This is a genomic window from Pseudofrankia sp. EUN1h (assembly GCF_001854645.1).
In the GTDB taxonomy this organism is placed as follows: domain Bacteria; phylum Actinomycetota; class Actinomycetes; order Frankiales; family Frankiaceae; genus Pseudofrankia; species Pseudofrankia saprophytica.
On the sequence record NZ_MBLN01000072.1, the window covers coordinates 22,078 to 37,347 of the forward strand.

At 69.8% G+C, this 15,270-nt stretch carries 14 protein-coding genes and 1 pseudogene; 12 read left to right on the forward strand and 3 right to left on the reverse strand.

Features of this window, described 5'->3' with window-relative positions; translation table 11 throughout:
* Positions 1-34: 34 nt before the first annotated feature.
* Positions 35-1,192, forward strand: coding sequence for an acyl-CoA dehydrogenase family protein (locus BCD49_RS27820; protein WP_007510920.1), 1,158 nt, complete (start codon positions 35-37; stop codon positions 1,190-1,192).
* Positions 1,193-1,200: 8 nt separating this feature from the next.
* Positions 1,201-2,166: an acyl-CoA dehydrogenase family protein gene (locus BCD49_RS27825; protein WP_241832409.1), complete on the forward strand. Its 966-nt coding sequence runs from the start codon at positions 1,201-1,203 to the stop codon at positions 2,164-2,166.
* Between the two features lie 155 nt (positions 2,167-2,321).
* Here BCD49_RS27825 and BCD49_RS27830 read toward each other — a convergent pair whose 3' ends face one another.
* Positions 2,322-3,050: a TetR/AcrR family transcriptional regulator gene (locus tag BCD49_RS27830; RefSeq protein ID WP_007510923.1), complete on the reverse strand. Its 729-nt coding sequence runs from the start codon at positions 3,048-3,050 to the stop codon at positions 2,322-2,324.
* Between the two features lie 442 nt (positions 3,051-3,492).
* On the opposite strand from BCD49_RS27830, the gene BCD49_RS27835 reads away from it, so the two are divergent.
* The 5 genes from BCD49_RS27835 to BCD49_RS27855 all read left to right on the forward strand — a co-directional run bounded on the left by BCD49_RS27835 (position 3,493) and on the right by BCD49_RS27855 (position 7,314).
* Positions 3,493-4,704 carry an acetyl-CoA C-acetyltransferase gene (locus tag BCD49_RS27835; RefSeq protein ID WP_007510925.1) on the forward strand — a complete coding sequence of 404 codons (1,212 nt, stop codon included), beginning with the start codon at positions 3,493-3,495 and terminating at the stop codon, positions 4,702-4,704.
* A gap of 110 nt (positions 4,705-4,814) precedes the next feature.
* Positions 4,815-5,201 (forward strand): hypothetical protein, encoded by a 387-nt coding sequence (locus BCD49_RS27840; protein WP_007510927.1) that lies wholly within the window; start codon positions 4,815-4,817, stop codon positions 5,199-5,201.
* Positions 5,202-5,261: 60 nt separating this feature from the next.
* Positions 5,262-6,272 (forward strand): LLM class F420-dependent oxidoreductase, encoded by a 1,011-nt coding sequence (locus BCD49_RS27845; protein WP_007510929.1) that lies wholly within the window; start codon positions 5,262-5,264, stop codon positions 6,270-6,272.
* A gap of 79 nt (positions 6,273-6,351) precedes the next feature.
* Positions 6,352-6,759, forward strand: coding sequence for a nuclear transport factor 2 family protein (locus BCD49_RS27850; protein ID WP_035929319.1), 408 nt, complete (start codon positions 6,352-6,354; stop codon positions 6,757-6,759).
* A gap of 126 nt (positions 6,760-6,885) precedes the next feature.
* Complete coding sequence (locus BCD49_RS27855; protein ID WP_007510932.1) at positions 6,886-7,314, forward strand: nuclear transport factor 2 family protein; 429 nt, start codon at positions 6,886-6,888, stop codon at positions 7,312-7,314.
* A 219-nt stretch (positions 7,315-7,533) separates the two neighbouring features.
* On the opposite strand, the pseudogene BCD49_RS46515 reads toward BCD49_RS27855, so the two are convergent.
* Positions 7,534-7,844, reverse strand: a pseudogene (locus BCD49_RS46515) (AMP-binding protein); the annotation flags it as partial.
* Positions 7,845-7,982: 138 nt separating this feature from the next.
* Between BCD49_RS46515 and BCD49_RS27870 the strand changes: the two are divergent.
* From BCD49_RS27870 to BCD49_RS43735, 4 genes are all read left to right on the forward strand, one after another.
* Entirely contained in the window at positions 7,983-9,707 is a 1,725-nt protein-coding gene (locus BCD49_RS27870) for an N-acyl-D-amino-acid deacylase family protein (protein ID WP_071042074.1), read from the forward strand.
* An 18-nt stretch (positions 9,708-9,725) separates the two neighbouring features.
* Positions 9,726-10,949, forward strand: coding sequence for an amidohydrolase family protein (locus tag BCD49_RS27875; RefSeq protein ID WP_007510938.1), 1,224 nt, complete (start codon positions 9,726-9,728; stop codon positions 10,947-10,949).
* Positions 10,950-11,081: 132 nt separating this feature from the next.
* The gene (locus tag BCD49_RS27880; protein WP_007510940.1) at positions 11,082-12,392 is read left to right on the forward strand and encodes an ABC transporter substrate-binding protein; all 1,311 of its coding nucleotides are present in this window, start codon (positions 11,082-11,084) and stop codon (positions 12,390-12,392) included.
* Positions 12,393-12,462: 70 nt separating this feature from the next.
* Entirely contained in the window at positions 12,463-12,606 is a 144-nt protein-coding gene (locus BCD49_RS43735; protein WP_157845252.1) for a hypothetical protein, read from the forward strand.
* 96 nt (positions 12,607-12,702) lie between these two features.
* Here BCD49_RS43735 and BCD49_RS27885 read toward each other — a convergent pair whose 3' ends face one another.
* Positions 12,703-13,392 carry a TetR/AcrR family transcriptional regulator gene (locus tag BCD49_RS27885; protein ID WP_007510942.1) on the reverse strand — a complete coding sequence of 230 codons (690 nt, stop codon included), beginning with the start codon at positions 13,390-13,392 and terminating at the stop codon, positions 12,703-12,705.
* Positions 13,393-13,514: 122 nt separating this feature from the next.
* Between BCD49_RS27885 and BCD49_RS27890 the strand changes: the two genes are divergently transcribed.
* Entirely contained in the window at positions 13,515-15,242 is a 1,728-nt protein-coding gene (locus tag BCD49_RS27890) for an N-acyl-D-amino-acid deacylase family protein (RefSeq protein ID WP_007510943.1), read from the forward strand.
* The last annotated feature ends 28 nt before the right edge of the window (positions 15,243-15,270 follow it).

Below are 15,270 nucleotides of genomic sequence, written 5' to 3' on the forward strand. Positions count from 1 at the left end.
GTTTCGAGATTCTGATGTTCCTACGTTGACGCCCATGGCGCAGACAAGTGCCAGCAGCGAGACCGGTTCGCTCCGTGACGATGTATATGCGTACGGGACGTCCTTCGAAGCGTGGCTGGCCTCCCGCCCGGCCGAGCTGGTGGCGGCGGCCCGCCCGCTCGCGGCGTACTCGGAGCGGGTCGCGGTGACGTCCGAGCTCATGCGCGCCCTGTTCGACGAGGGCTGGGCGCGCTACGGGTGGCCCGAGCAGGTCGGCGGGTTGGGCGGTGGCATCCTGCACCGGGCCGCGATGTGGGAGGCGCTCGCCCGGCACGGACTCCCGGCCATGGCGCTGTTCGAACACCTGGAGATCCTGGCTCCGACCCTGGTGGCCATGGGCGACCAGGGCTTCGTGGCGCGGACGCTGCCACGGTTCCTGCGCGGTGAGGCACTCTGGTCGCAGGGGTTCTCCGAGCCGGAGGCGGGCTCGGACCTCGCCAGCCTCCGTACTCGTGCCGTCGCCGCCGACGGCTCCTACCTCATCACCGGCCGCAAGATCTGGACCAGCTGGGCCCGGTACGCGACCTGGTGCCTGGTCCTCGCGCGGACCGGAACTCCTGAGTCCCGCCATCGGGGCCTCACGGCGTTCGCCGTGGACCTGCGCTCACCGGGCGTCGAAGTCCGCCCGATCGAGCAGGCGAACGGCACCGACGAACTCGCCGAGGTCACCTTCGACGCCGTCCCCGTCGGGCCGGACCGGATCGTCGGCGAGCGCGGCGGCGGCTGGCGCGTGGCCATGCACATCCTCGCCCACGAGCGGGGCACCTTCGCCTGGTTCCGGCACAACTTCCTCTACCGCCAGCTGCTCGACACCGCCGAAGCCGGCACGCCCGCGACCGACAGCCTCCTCGGTGACGCCCTGCTGGACCTGGCCGCTGTCCGAGCCAGCAGCCACCTCGGCCTGCACACCCACGCGACCGGCGCACCACTCGGCCCCAAGGCCGCCTTCGTGAAGCTCCTGCTGGCCGCGAGCGAGCAGTCGGTCAACGACTGGGCGCTGGCCAGCGACCCGGACCTCGCGGTCGGGACACAGGACGCGCACACCGCGACGCGTCGTCAGGACTACCTGTTCTCCCGCATCGTGACCGTGTACGGAGGTTCCCAGCAGATGCAGCTCGACACCATCGCCAAGCAGATCCTGCGGCTGCCATGACGATGGCCATGGAACAGGCCGACCGGGAGTTCCTCGACGCGGCGTGTCTCGCGCTGCGCGCGTCCAGCCAGGGCGGCGACCCGTTGGACGCGCTGGGCTGGTGGGACCTGCTTCCCGACCTGGCCGACCGGGACAGCCGGATGGCCGCGCTTGCGCTGTTCCGCGCCCAGGGCCGGGAACTGGCGACGTCCGCCGCGCTGGGCGCCCTGATGGCCCAGCCCTTCCTCGCTGTCACCGGGCACACCCCCGGATCGCTCATCGCGACCGTCAACCGCCACTCCCCGCGGCGAAGTGAGCGAGTGGTCGTCCTCGGCGACGTCGCCGGCAGGTCCCTGCTCATCGACCGCCCAGGCCAGGGCGCGGGCGTCGTCGACGCGGACCTGGTCGAGCTTCGTCCGCTCGACCTCGCGGGCCGCCTCGCCATCCACGAGGTCGAGATGGACCCGTCCGCCTGGACTCCCACGGTCGAAGAGCGCCACGCCTCGCCGGTCCGGGGCCGAGGTCTGTTCCTCGGCCGTCTGGCCGTCGCCCTGGACATCCTGGGCGCGGCCGAGGGCACGCTCGCGCTGGCGGTGGCGCACGCCGGCGCGCGAGAACAGTTCGGCCAGCCCATCGGCATGTTCCAGGCGGTCCGTCACCTGCTCGCCTGGGCGCAGACCGACTGCGTCGCGCTCGAGAGCGCCGCCGTCACCGCGGTCCGCCTCGACGAGGCGACGCCCCCACGCCACGACGAGGTCCTCAAGGCACTGGCCGGCCGCAACGGGCGCCGCGTCTGCGAACGCACCCTGCAGGTACTGGGCGCCATCGGCTTCACCGCGGAACACAGCCACCACCACTTCCACAGCCGGGTACTCGCCCTCGACGCCCTACTGGGCACCTCCGCGGAGCTGACCCACGCACTGGGCACCTGGGTACGTCAGACACGCACCGACCCGGCCGTGAACGCCGCGGTGCTGCTCGCCAACCCGAGGTAAAGATCGCCAGCGGGCAGGCGAGGCCCGGTGCGCGCACAGCGCGGGCCTGGTTGGGCCGCCGGCGGCTAGCGGGTAGGGCTGTGCCGTCCCTGGCGGAGTCGCCGCCGGTGTTCACCTGTGATCAGCGGGCGCTTCAGGGTAGGGGTGGCGCTGGCTCACCGCCGCGCTGCGATGGGGCCGGGCGGTGGGTGATCGAGATCGCGGATGCCGAGGGCGTTGGTCCAGATGCGGGTGAGGGCGTCGACGGCGGTATCCACGTCGAAGGCGACGGGGTCGTGGGAGTTGAACATCAGCTCGGCGAAGTAGGCGACCATCCCACCGAGGGCCTGGGCGGCGTAGTAGGGCTCGACAGTGGAGTCGGCGATGCCGTCCTGCTGCATCTGGCGGATGCGCCGTTCGATGGCGTGGGCGAAGGCGTCCTGGCGTTGAAAGCGGATGCGCCAGACCTCGACGTCGATGGTCGCGACCTGGTGGATGACGCGCATGATGCCGGCGTTGGCGGCGTAGGTGCGCAGGTAGTGCTCGTTGGCGGCGCGGATGCGCGCGACCGGGTCGGGGTCGCTGTCTGGCGCGGGGTCGACGGTGAGCAGATCGAGCTCGACCGAGTCGACGACCTTCCGGAAGATCTCTTCCTTGGAGACGAAGTACGTGTAGAACGAGCCGTGCGAGACGCCGGCCTCGTCGCAGATGTCGGCGACGCGGGCGTGCAGGAAGCCGTCGCGTTCGAACACGGTCCGGGCGGCGTCGAGGAGCTGATCGCGGGTCTGGCGGCCGCGATTGGTGCGTCCCGTGCCGCGTCGCTTCCCTCGGGCTTCGCCCTGCCAGCCGCGGGTGGCGTTGGGGATGGACGCGATCTGTTCGGCGCGAGGGGTTCCTTCGGACACGGGTGGATCCTCTCCTGACGACATGAACCCTGACGGCGCGCTGTCGGTTACCTGCCGTCCCTGGACAGGATCTTGCTCATCGTAGTGAGGCGCGGGCCTGGCGGACTGCGTCTCGGCCGCGCCTGGAGGCTCTGCCTGGCGCACGCTGGCGGTCGGTGTACCCGTTGCCAATGCCCACGGGTTGTCGTTAGGGTCCTCTATGTCGAAGTTGACGTCAACATAGAGGCAGCGATGCTGGTCGGCCAGCGCCCTGCCGTTCACCCCGGTGGCCACGCGTGGGTTGGGGACGAGGCGTGCGATGGCTGGCCGCGTGTTCGCGTCTCGCGCGACGGCTCCTCGTGCGGGTGCCCTGTCCATCGGACCAGGACGCCGCATCGTCGCGTCGTGTCTGACGCCCACCGGAGCCCACATGCGAGGACAAGCTGGCGAGGAGAGGACGGACATGCGGACAGCGGTGATCTGCGAGCCGGTGCGTACCGCGGTGGGTGGCTACGGCGGCGCTCTGAAGCCTCTGGCGGCCCATGAACTGGGCGCCGCGGTCGTGCGTGGCCTGCTGGAGCGGACCGGCCTGGGCAGCTCGGACGTGGATGATGTGCTGTTCGGTTCGTGCTACCCGACCATGGATGCGCCGGCGCTGGGTCGGGTGGTCGCGCTCGACGCCGGGCTCGACATCGAGGTTCCCGGACTGCAGTTGGACCGCCGGTGTGGTTCGGGGGTGCAGGCGGTGGTCACGGCGGCGATGATGGTCCAGACGGGTGTCGCGGACGTCGTGATCGCCGGTGGCGCGGAGAGCATGAGCAACGCCGCGTTCTACTCCACCGAGATGCGCTGGGGCGCCCGCGGCGGCGCGGTGACATTGCACGACGCGCTGGCGCGGGGGCGTACCACGGCCGGCGGCCGCCGTTTCCCGGTCCCCGGCGGGATGATCGAGACTGCCGAGAACCTTCGCAAGGAATACGGGATCTCTCGTTCGGAGCAGGACGAGCTCGCGTTGCGTTCGCATCGGCGCGCCGTCGACGCCCAGCGGGCCGGCCGGTTCGCCGGCGAGCTCATCCCGGTGACGGTGGCCACGCGCAAGGGCGACGTCATCGTGGATGCCGACGAGCACCCGCGCGCTGACACGACGCTGGAGAGGCTGGCCGCGCTGCGGCCCATCCTGCGGGCGTCCGACCCGGACGCCACGGTGACACCGGGCAATGCCAGCGGGCAGAACGACGGCGCCGCGGCCTGCGTCGTGACGCATCCCGCCGAGGCGCAACGGCTCGGCCTGCGACCGTTGGCGCGGCTGGTCAGCTGGGCCGTCGCCGGTGTCGCGCCCGCCAGGATGGGGATCGGACCGGTCCCGGCGACCGCGAAGGCCCTCGACCGTGCGGGGCTGAAACTGTCCGACCTGGATCTGATCGAACTGAACGAGGCGTTCGCCGCCCAGGTCCTCGCCTGCACCCGGGAATGGGGCCTCACGGACGCCGACTGGGACCGCGTCAACGTCAACGGCTCCGGGATCTCCCTGGGACACCCCGTCGCGGCGACCGGCGGCCGGATCCTCGCGACGATGCTCCGCGAGATGCACCGACGCGACGCCCGGTACGGGCTGGAGACACTCTGCATCGGCGGAGGCCAGGGAATCGCGGCGATATTCGAACGCCTCGACTGAACGCCGCGATGCGCGGGCCAGGATTCACCATCCCATCGTCTTCCGGTCGGCGGACGGCACTGCGCACCTGGACGAGACCCAGGCCGGCCAGTACTGACGAGCTCGTCGACGTGCTCGCGGCGCTGCACACTCTCGACCCGACCGCGGTCGGGCTCGAGTCGTTCGGACGCTCGGCATGGTCGTCCCTCTACTGGGGAGACATCGGCGCGTCGATCTGGACCGGCACGCAGGCCCACCGGGCCAACCCCGGCTTCGGGACCACCGACGAACCGCTGAACCGCTACGCGCGGGCCAGCGGACGTGATCTCGGCGCGGTCGAGTTCTACGCCGCGGTGGCCACCATCAAGATGGCCGTCATCATCGCGGGCGCGCGGGTCCGCGTCTCGGAGACCGATCCGCAACGGGCACAGCAGTTGGAAGACAAGACCCGCCTGCTCACGCGGACCGCGCTCAAGGCCGCCTGCCGTGTGCCGCCCGCAATATACGGCCGACCGTGAGTTTCTGGACGTGGCGTGCCTCGCGCTGCATGCCGTCGCTGGGAAAAGGAGAGAATGCCGGTGTCGAAGGTCGAGTTGGGGCTGAGCCTCGCCGGGATCCCTCGGGACGCGGCCGCGCTTGCCGCGGTGGCGCGGCGAGCCGAGGAGTCCGGGTACGGCTCCGTGTGGACGGGCGAGGCGTGGGGGAGTGACGCCTTCACGCCGTTGGCCTACGTCGCCGCGATCACCAGTCGGGTCCGGCTGGGCACGGCCATCGCGCAGATGCCGGCACGGACGCCGGCCGCGACCGCGATGACCGTGTTGACGCTGCAGCAGCTGTCCGGGGGGCGTTTCGTGCTCGGGCTGGGGGTGTCGGGGCCGCAGGTCGTCGAGGGGTGGCATGGCATGCCCTACCGTGCGCCGGTCCAGATGACGCGCGAGTACGTGGCCGTGCTGCGCAGGGCGCTGGCCGGGGCCGAGCGGCTGGAGTTCTCGGGCTCGGTCTTCTCGATTCCCTACACCGGTGCGGACGCGACCGGGCAGGGACGGGCGCTGCGGACCTCGATGCCACCGGCCGCTGACACGCCGATCCTCATCGCCGCCCTGGGCCCGAAGAACGTGGCGATGGCGGTCGAGGAGGCCGACGGCCTGCTTCCCTACCTGTGGAGCCCGACCCGATGGGACCGGGCCTGGGGAGACACGTTGGCGAAGGCCCCGGCGGGGTTCCAGGTGGCGCCGACGGTCGTCGCCTGCGTCGGCGACGACCTCGACGCGTGTCGTGACCGGGTGCGCCCGCAGCTGGCGCTGCATATCGGCGGCATGGGTTCGAAGTCGAAGAACTTCTATACCGCGCTTGTCGCCCGCTACGGGTACGAGGCCGAGGCCAGCCGCATCCAGGACCTCTACCTGAGTGGCGACCGTGCGGGTGCCCGCGCCGCTGTTCCGGACGAGCTCGTCGACGACCTGACGCTTGTCGGCCCGCTGCCCCGGATCGCCGACCAGCTCGCGGCCTGGCGTGACGGGCCGGTGACGACGCTGATCGTCGAGCCGACCGATCTCGGGATGCTGGAGCCGATCGCCAGCCTCTGGTGACCTGGCCCCAGGGGTCGTGCGCGGCTCGGAGATCATCACATATGTCGAAGTCGACGTCGATATTTACTACGCTGACGTTGTGACTGGCTTAGCGATCGAGGACCAGTTCGCCGTACGCGCGACGCTCGCCCGGTACTGCCACCGCTGCGACGACGGCGATCTCGCCGGTGTCGTGGCGCTGTTCACCGCCGACGGTGTCCTCGTTCACGGCGACCGAACCGCCCGCGGCACGGCTCAGCTGCTGGGGTTCTTCCAAAGCGCCCAGAGCAACCCCAGGCAGCGGGGCAAACATGTGACGGTCAACGCGGTGCTGGAGCCCGGTGGGGGCGGCCTGGTCCGGGTCATTGCCGACTTTGTGTTCCTGCGCTTCGCGGGTGAGCGCCTGGTCCCGGCGATCACCGGTCGCTACCACGACGAGATCGTCCGGGCCGACGGTGCCTGGCGGTTCGCCCGGCGCGAGGTGCACACCCTGGAGAGACCCGGGTGACCAGCCCCGGCCCGGCCCGGCGTGGCATCTCGCCGAGCCGTCGGCCGGCGCCACCGCTGGCCGTGACGGGTCACCCGGCCGGCCAGGATGTTCGTACACCTCTGACGGCTGCCCGGAGGAGTTCTGATGCTTCCCTCGCCCGCGGACCAGGTGGCCATCGGCGGCCTGCTGGCCCGCTACTGCCTGACGCTCGACCTGGACGACGTGGAGGGCTGGGTCGGTCTGTTCACCCCGGACGCCAGCTATCTGGTCTACGGGCGTTCCTTCGATGGGCGTGACGCGCTGCGGGCGATGATGCGCGCGGCTCCCGGTGGACTGCACCTCGGCGGCCCGCCGGTCATCGACATGGTCGGTCCGGACGAGGCCCGTACGACCCGCAACCTGCTCTTCGTCGACCGCGCCGACGGGGTCGCGCGGCATGCCGTCTACAGCGACGAGCTCGTCCGGACCCCGGACGGCTGGCGGATCAGCCGCTGCCGGTGCCAGTTCATCACGCCGGACGGCCTGTCCGACCGGCCCGCGCGCCCGAGGAGGCCGGCCACGGAAGGTTCGTGACGGCTGGGAGGTGATCCGGGCGAGCTCGGGGCGACGTGCTTTGTAAAAGTTGACATCAATATTGACATATGGGACGGTGGCTTCACCGTCGACCCGGTCAGACGGGACGGCCATGCGGCCGTGGCGGGGCTCGGGCAGGTCGGCCACGCCGGTGCTGCCTGCCTGGGCTCGCCCCGCCGGACGGATGTCCTCGTCGGTGAGCCAGTCGCGCGGCCATGGCGGGTGCGTGGACAGCACGTCCTCGATCTCGCGGGGAAGACGTTGAAGCCGCCGCTGACAATCATGTCCTTCTTGCGGTCCACGATCACGTAGAAACCGTGGTCGTCCTCAGGGGCGATGCCGCCGGTGTGCAGCCAGCCGCCCGCCTAGGCCTCGGCGGTCTGCTCCGGCTTGATCCAGTAGCCCTTCATGGCCAGCGGCCCACGCACGCAGATCTCCCCGGGCTCGTCGCGCGGGACCGGGTGTACCTGGCCGTCGAGCAGGGCGACCGTCAGCCACGGCACCGGTCGCCCGCAGGAGGCCAACCGGGAGCGGACGTATGCGATCTCCGGAAGGTCGGACAACGTGCCATCGATGTCCCAACTCTCCTTGACCGCTACTGTGCTCCGGGTCACTATGAAGCTCGATATTGAGGTCGATATCGGGCTTGGGAAGGTGAGTGATGGCGGATGCCGCTCTACGACCTTGTGATCAAAGGCGGAACGGTCATCGACGGCTTGCAGACTCCCCGCTACAGAGCTGACGTCGCCATCGCCGGCGGCCGGATCGTCCACATCGGCCGGGTGAGCGCGGCCGACGGCGCCGAGGTCGTTGACGCGGCCGGGAAGGTCGTCGCGCCCGGGTTCGTCGATCTGCACACGCACTACGACAGCCAGCTGTTCTGGGACCCGTGGTGCACGATGTCGGGCTGGCATGGCGTCACCAGCGTGGTGATCGGTAACTGTGGCTTTGGTTTCGCGCCCTGCAAGCCTGYCGATCGCGAGCGGGCCATGTTGAGCCTGTCGCGCAACGAGGCCGTGCCGATGGAAACCATGAAGGTCGGCATGCCGTGGGACTGGGAGACGTTCCCGGAGTTCCTCGAGAGCGTCGGCCGGGCGCCCAAGGGCGTCAACGTCATGTCATTCGTCCCGCTCGCCCCCCTGTATGGGTACGTGGTCGGCCTCGACGAGGCCAAGGGCCGCGCGGTCACCGACGACGAGCTGGAGCGCATGTGCCGGCTGCTCGTCGAGGCGATGGAGGCCGGCGGCTGCGGTTTATCGGCGCAGATCCTCGGCGATGTCGGCAACGTGCAGCTCGACTACGACGGCACGCCGATGGTGACCGATCTGATGAGCGAGCGCGACCTGCGGGCGTTCTGCCGGGCGCTTGGCTCGTTGGGCCGGGGTGTGGCCCAGGTGACATCGCCATTGGAAACGGCGGCGTTCATGGCCCGGGAGAGCGGTCGGCCGATCATCTGGAACGCGCTGTTGGCCGATGGCGCGCTCAACCAGCACGGCGGCCAGCAGCTCTCGCATCGGGACGCGCTCGCGCGCCTGGCCGAGCTGAATGAGGACGAGGGACTCCGGGTCTTCGCTCAGGCGCTCACCACGAACTTCGCCTCCGAGTTCACGTTCGAGGAGTACAACCTCACCGACACGATTCCGTGCTGGAAGGAGGCCCTGCTCGGCACGGTCGCCGAGAAGCGGGTGAAGCTCGCCGACCCCGCGCGGCGCGCAGCGATGAAGGAGGTCCACGAGCTGCGCGGTGGGCTGTTCGGTGCCGGCTATCCGCTTGGCGAGATCAAGGTTCACTGGATATCCAGCGACGTGGCGCGGGCCAGGGAGCTCAAGGAGACCTACGAGGGATTCACGGTCGGCGAGATCGCGGCGCGTGAGGGCAAGCATCCGATCGACGCGATGCTGGATGTGGCCGTCGCGGGTGAGCTGCGGGTCGGGTTCGCCACGCCGCTGCTGGAGACCCCGCCGGAGTCCATGCGCGAGATCGCGAACTGCCCGGTGGCGCTTCCCGGCGTCAGCGACGGCGGGGCGCACACCAAGTTCGTCACGACGGCCCGGTACCCGAGCGAACTGCTGGGGCTGTGGGTCCGTGAACACGGGATCATGACGTTGGAGCAGGCGCACTGGCGGCTGTCCGCCTATCCGGCCGCCGCCGCGGGCCTGAAAGGGCGGGGATTCCTGGCCGAGGGCGCGCCGGCCGACGTGGTCGTGTACGACCCGGACACCGTCGACAGCCTGCCGGCCGAGCGGGTCTGGGACTACCCGGCCGGCGAATGGCGGCTGATCCAGAAGGCCAGGGGCTACGACCGGATCATCGTCAACGGGAAGACCACGTTCATCGACGGCGAGTGCACGAAGGCGACTCCGGGCCGGCTCCTTCGCCACGGCACGGACTGAGCGCGGGAGCGAAACCTGATGGCAGACAACGACGCCGGTCCGTTAGAAAACGTGTTCGACGCGGACAACCACTACTGGGAGTCGAGTGACGCGTTCACCCGGCACCGCGACCCCGCGTTCGCGGATCGGGGCCTGCGGGTCATCGAGGTGGACGGCGCGCTGCGGTACTTCGTCGGCGACCGGCCGCATCCGATCCTGCCAGGCCCGGGGGACGCCCATCCGCGGCCCCGGCCCGGCGCCCTGTACGACTACTTCAGCGGCCGTTCCGACAAGGGCTCGGTCGGCGCGGAGCTGGCCTGCGAGGCGCCCGCCGAGCATCCCGAGTGGTTCGACCGGGACGCCCGGCTGGCCTGCATGGACGCCCAGGGCGTCCAGGCGGCGTGGATGTTCCCATCGCACGCCGTCTGCCTCGAGGGGCCGATGCAGCCCGACATCGAGGCGTCGCTGGAGGTCCTGAGAGCCTTCAACCGCTGGCTCGACGAGGACTGGGGGTTCGCCTACCAGAACCGGATCTTCGGCGTGCCGTACCTCTCGCTCTCAGACGTCGACGGCGCAATCGCGGAACTGGACTGGTGCCTGGACCGCGGCGCCCGCGTGGTGAGCATCCGCAATGGGCCGGCGTTCACCCCGGACGGCACGCGGTCGCCCGCCGACCTGATGTTCGACCGGTTCTGGGCGCGCGTCCAGGACGCCGGCGTCGTCGTCGCGCCGCACGCCGGTTTCGACGACGGTTACCGCGAGGTCGAGGCGGCGGTGGCGCGGGCATGGGGCTACGGCGCCGCCCAGCGTCAGGGCGACACGAACGCGATCACGCTGAGCGAGCCGTTCGTGACCATGCTGATGAAGCACCGGCTCGTCCAGGACTTCGCGGCCGCCCTCGTGGCCCACGGCCTGTTCGACCGGTTCCCGGGCGTGCGCGTCGCCTACATCGAGAACGGCGGAACCTGGGTCGGGTCACTGCTGCACGGCCTCGAACTGCTCGCGGCCCAGAACCCTGGCATGTTCACGACCTCTCCGGTCGACCAGTTCGTCGAGCACTGCTGGGTCGCCCCGTTCGTCGAGGACAGCGTCGAGGACCTGGCCACGCACCTGCCGGTCGAGCGGATCCTCTTCGGCTCGGACTGGCCGCACGCCGAAGGACTCGGCGCGCCGAAGGACTTCCTGGCCGGACTGACCGGGTTCACGCCCGAAGCCCAACGCCGGATCATGGTCGACAACGCCCGGGAACTGACCTTCGGCTGACGCCGGCGCCGGGCGCCGGCGACCTGCGCCAAACCTCAGCTCGTTCCTCGCCGAAATGGAGGAAGGAGCTGATTCCTTCTGCCCTTTCGTCTCGCCATCCTCCTCACCGCGACTGAAAGAGATGGGTAGAGCATGCACAGGACAGAGATCTCTCCCGGCCGGGCTGCCCGTGCGCGGTCATGGCGACGGCCGGCGGCCACACGCTGGGGTGCCGTCGCGTTGGCCACCGGACTGCTCGCCGTACTCACTGCCTGCGGCGGCGACAGCGGCGGCGCGGGCGCCTCCTCGGGAGGAACGCCGAGCGCGGACGGCCTCCTGGGGCCGTCCGACCTGGCGAAAGGCACCCCGGTGCGGATCGGGTTGATCTCGGACGACAAGGGCCCCGTCTCGGACCTGTCCATCGAGGCCGCCGTGGCCAAAGCCACCGTCGGCTTCCTGAATGACCACAAGGGCGGTCTCGCCGGCCACCCGATCGAGCTGGTCACCTGTAAGGCGCTGGCCGACCCGGCCATGGGCACGGACTGCGGGAACCAGATGGTCGAGAACAATGTCGCCTCCGTCCTCGTCGGCACCTCCTCGGTCGTGGAGAGCATCTGGCAGCCGCTACACGAGGCGCACATGCCGACGTGGCTCAGCTACGGGTCCGGAGACATGGTGAAGAACGCCGACACGACGTTCTCCCTCACCGACCTCGCGTACCCGGTCAAGGCCGTGATCCAGCAGGCCAAGGACAAGGGCGCGACCAAGGTCACCGCCGTCACGATCGACGTTCCCGCCGCGATGGGCGTCTGGCGGAACTCCGCGCCAGCGATGTTCAGGTCGGCCGGCCTCGAACTGGCGGTCGTCCCGGTTCCCCCGGGCACAGCCGACATGACACCGCAGATCCAGGGCATGATCTCGCGCGGCGATCCGGGGGTCGTGCACGTCGTGGGTAACGACGCGTTCTGCATCAGCGCCTTCAACGGGCTGCGCGCCGTCGCATTCACCGGCACGGTTGTCCCGCACCCCAACTGCATGTCGGACAAGACCCGGACGGCGGTGCCGGGAAGTTTCCTGAAGGGGCTGGTTGTGCCAGGGGTGGCCCCCGTCGGCGTGGACAGCCCGTCGACGCGTCTTTACAAGGCCGTCGTCGCCGCCTACGGCAACAAGGACATCGACATCGACAGAGTCGCCGGTCTCTCGATGTTCACCCAGGTCACCGCCTTCCAACTGGCGACAGAGAGCATCTCCGGCGACGTCACGCCCGAGTCCATCGTCGCCGCGATCCGGGCAATGCCGGAGCAGGACCTGCCAGGTGCGGGCGGCCTGCGGTTCCGGTGCAACGGCAAGGCCATCCCGAGCGAGCCCGCGGTCTGCGTCCGCGGCTGGCTCACCACCACCCTCGACGACAAGGGGCAGCCGACCGACTACGTGCCCGTCGGCGTCACTCCGATCGAGAACTGATCCCGGCCGGCGGCGGCGCCAAGGCGCCGCCGCCGCGTCCAGGTAGGACGCCGGGCCGGTTGTCCACCCGATGACCTCGATCGGCGCCGCGGCTGTCGGCGCGACGCTCTCCGAATACCTGGCCGTCATCTCCCGAGAAAGTACGTCCGCAGAGGCACACCGGTCGGTCATGGCATTCCTGCAGAGAGTGATCGGCGCCGCGAAGTCCGGCTGACCAGGGCGACAGCGTCTCGACGTTCCGGGATCGCCCGTCATGACAAGGGCGGCCAGGAAACGGTGGGAGTGGATCCCGAGCGCTCGCCTGGGCCAGCTAACGGTGCACGGACCGGGGTGGCCTGGCCGGAATGGTGGGCTCGTCCCGGGGCGGCGCGAGGGCGGATGTGATCCATGCCTGGCAGGCTTGCCGCGCCTGGCCTTTTTCGGTCAGGTGGGCGTCGGTGAGGAAGGTCGCGGCCACGCCGCGGACCAGTCCCTGAAGCAGGATCGCCCCGGTCCTGGGGTCGAGGTCTGTCCTGATCGAGCCGTCGCGCTGGCCTTGTTCGATCAGTCCGGCCCAGCCTTCGCGGCTGCGCGTGTCGGCTTCGAGCATGCCCTCGACCGATGCCTCCGCGGGGAAGGTGGCTCCCCACATGACGATCAGGGCTCGGTCGTTGCTGCTGGGGTCCTCGAACCGCTTCAGATAGGTGTCGACCGTCGCCCGGACGAGGTCGAGGCCGGGGAGGTCCTCGACATGGCGTCCGCCTCGTTCGACGGCGGCCCAGGCCGCGTCGTCGATCTGGTTCTGTGCTCTGCGGGCGAGTCGGGCGACGAGGCCGTCCTTCGACCCGAAGTGATGGGTCGTTAGGCCGCGGCTTGCCCCGGCCCGCTGTCCGATGCGAGCGAGGGAGGCGCCTTCGATGCCACGCTCGGCCACCAGGGCGGCGGCCGCGTCGAGCAGGGCATCCTCGGACTCGGCGCGTCGTTCGACCTGAGTCCGACGGCGGGGAGCGGCGGGATCCATGACGGCAGAGTACTTTCTTGCTCCCTGGCTATCTACTTGTTGAGCGACCAGCAAGTAGGTACGGTGCCTTGCGAGGACACGGGTGTCCGAGCGGTGTTCCGGCGACGGGAGGAAGCGGACCGATGGCCTTATACGACATCGTGATCAAGGGTGGCACCGTCATCGACGGGCTCAGGACGCCGCGCTACAAGGCCGATGTGGCGATCAAGGACGGCAGGATCGTCCAGATCGGGCGCGTCGACGCCTCCGATGGCGCCGAGGTGGTCGACGCCACCGGCAAGATCGTCGCCCCGGGCTTCGTCGACATCCACACCCACTACGACAGCCAGGTCTTCTGGGACCCGTGGTGCACCATGTCGGGCTGGCACGGGGTCACCACGGTGCTGCTCGGCAACTGTGGCTTCGGGTTCGCGCCCTGCAAGCCCGAGGACCAGGACCGCACGATGCTCAGCCTGTCCCGCAACGAGGCGGTGCCGATCAAGACGATGCGGGCCGGCATGCCCTGGGACTGGGTCACCTACCCCGAGTTCCTCGACAGCCTCGACCGGACACCCAAGGGCGTCAACGTGATGTCGCTGGTGCCGCTGGCACCGCTGTACACCTACGTGGTCGGTGTCGATCAGGCCAAGAAGAACAGGGCGTCCGACGAGGAACTGGACAGGATGTGCCAGCTCCTGCTCGAGGGGATGGAGGCCGGCGGCTGCGGGTGGAGCTCGCAGATCGCGGGTGACCTGTTCAACGTCCAGCTCGACTACGACGGCTCGCCGATGGTCACGGACATGATGACCGAACGGGAGATCACGGCGTTCTCGCGGGCACTGCGCAGGATCGGCCGGGGCACCACGCAGATCACCGGGCAGCTCGAGACAGCGGCGCTGATCGCCCGCGAGAGCGGCCGCCCCATCATCTGGAACGCCTTGGCGCCCACCGGGTCCGTCAACCAGCACGGCGAGTCGCAGTTCCCCCACCTGGCGACCATCGACCGCCTCGACGAACTGAACGAGAAGGAAGGCCTGCGCGTCTTCGCGTCGGCCCAGATCGTGCGCTTCCAGTCCGAGATCGTCCTCGAGAACTACAACCTCATGGACATCTTCCCCGCCTGGAAGGACGCCGGACTCGGCACGCTCGAGGAGAAGATCGCCAAGTTCTCCGACCCGGAACGCCGACCGGCTCTGCGCGCCGCGATCGACGAGCTGGGCGGTGGTTTCGGTGCCGCCGGCTACCCGCTCGCCGAGATCACGGTGAACTGGATCACCAGTGACGCCAAGGACGCCCTGGCGCTCAAGGAGCGCTACGAGGGGTTCACCATCGGCGAGATCGCGACCCGCGAGGGCAAGCACCTGGCCGACGCCCTGCTCGACATCGCGGTCGCCGGCGATCTCAACGTGGGATTCGGCACGACGATGATCGACATGGACGCCACGGCGGTCAAGGAGGTCGCGTCGTGCTCCGTGGCGTTGCCCGGCATCAGCGACGGCGGCGCGCACACCAAGTTCGTCACCACGGCCCGTTTCGCCACCGAGCTGATCGGCCACTGGGTCCGCGAGCACGAGATCATGTCCCTCGAGGAGGCGCACTGGCGCCTTTCCGCCTACCCGGCGATGGCCATCGGGCTGCGCGATCGGGGCTCGATCGCCGAGGGAAAGCCTGCGGACATCATCGTCTACGACCCCGACACGGTTGGCGCGCTGCCGCAGGAGCGGCTGTTCGACTACCCGGCCGGCGAGTGGCGGCTCGTCCAGAAGGCCGTCGGTTACGACCGGATCATCGTGAACGGCAGGACGACCTTCATCGACGGGATCTGCACGGACGAGACTCCCGGCAAGCTGCTGCGGCACGGCACGGCATAGCGACCGCGGTATGGCGACGAGGACGAGG

Excerpts from the sequence above, each read along its gene's own strand:
- BCD49_RS27855 (WP_007510932.1), top strand. The coding sequence starts at position 6,886 with ATGCTTCCCTCGCCCGCGGACCAGGTGGCCATCGGCGGCCTGCTGGCC.
- BCD49_RS27890 (WP_007510943.1), top strand. The coding sequence starts at position 13,515 with ATGGCCTTATACGACATCGTGATCAAGGGTGGCACCGTCATCGACGGG.
- BCD49_RS27885 (WP_007510942.1), bottom strand. The coding sequence starts at position 13,392 with ATGGATCCCGCCGCTCCCCGCCGTCGGACTCAGGTCGAACGACGCGCC.
- BCD49_RS27880 (WP_007510940.1), top strand. The coding sequence starts at position 11,082 with ATGCACAGGACAGAGATCTCTCCCGGCCGGGCTGCCCGTGCGCGGTCA.
- BCD49_RS27820 (WP_007510920.1), top strand. The coding sequence starts at position 35 with ATGGCGCAGACAAGTGCCAGCAGCGAGACCGGTTCGCTCCGTGACGAT.
- BCD49_RS27835 (WP_007510925.1), top strand. The coding sequence starts at position 3,493 with ATGCGGACAGCGGTGATCTGCGAGCCGGTGCGTACCGCGGTGGGTGGC.
- BCD49_RS27825 (WP_241832409.1), top strand. The coding sequence starts at position 1,201 with ATGGAACAGGCCGACCGGGAGTTCCTCGACGCGGCGTGTCTCGCGCTG.
- BCD49_RS27875 (WP_007510938.1), top strand. The coding sequence starts at position 9,726 with ATGGCAGACAACGACGCCGGTCCGTTAGAAAACGTGTTCGACGCGGAC.
- BCD49_RS43735 (WP_157845252.1), top strand. The coding sequence starts at position 12,463 with ATGACCTCGATCGGCGCCGCGGCTGTCGGCGCGACGCTCTCCGAATAC.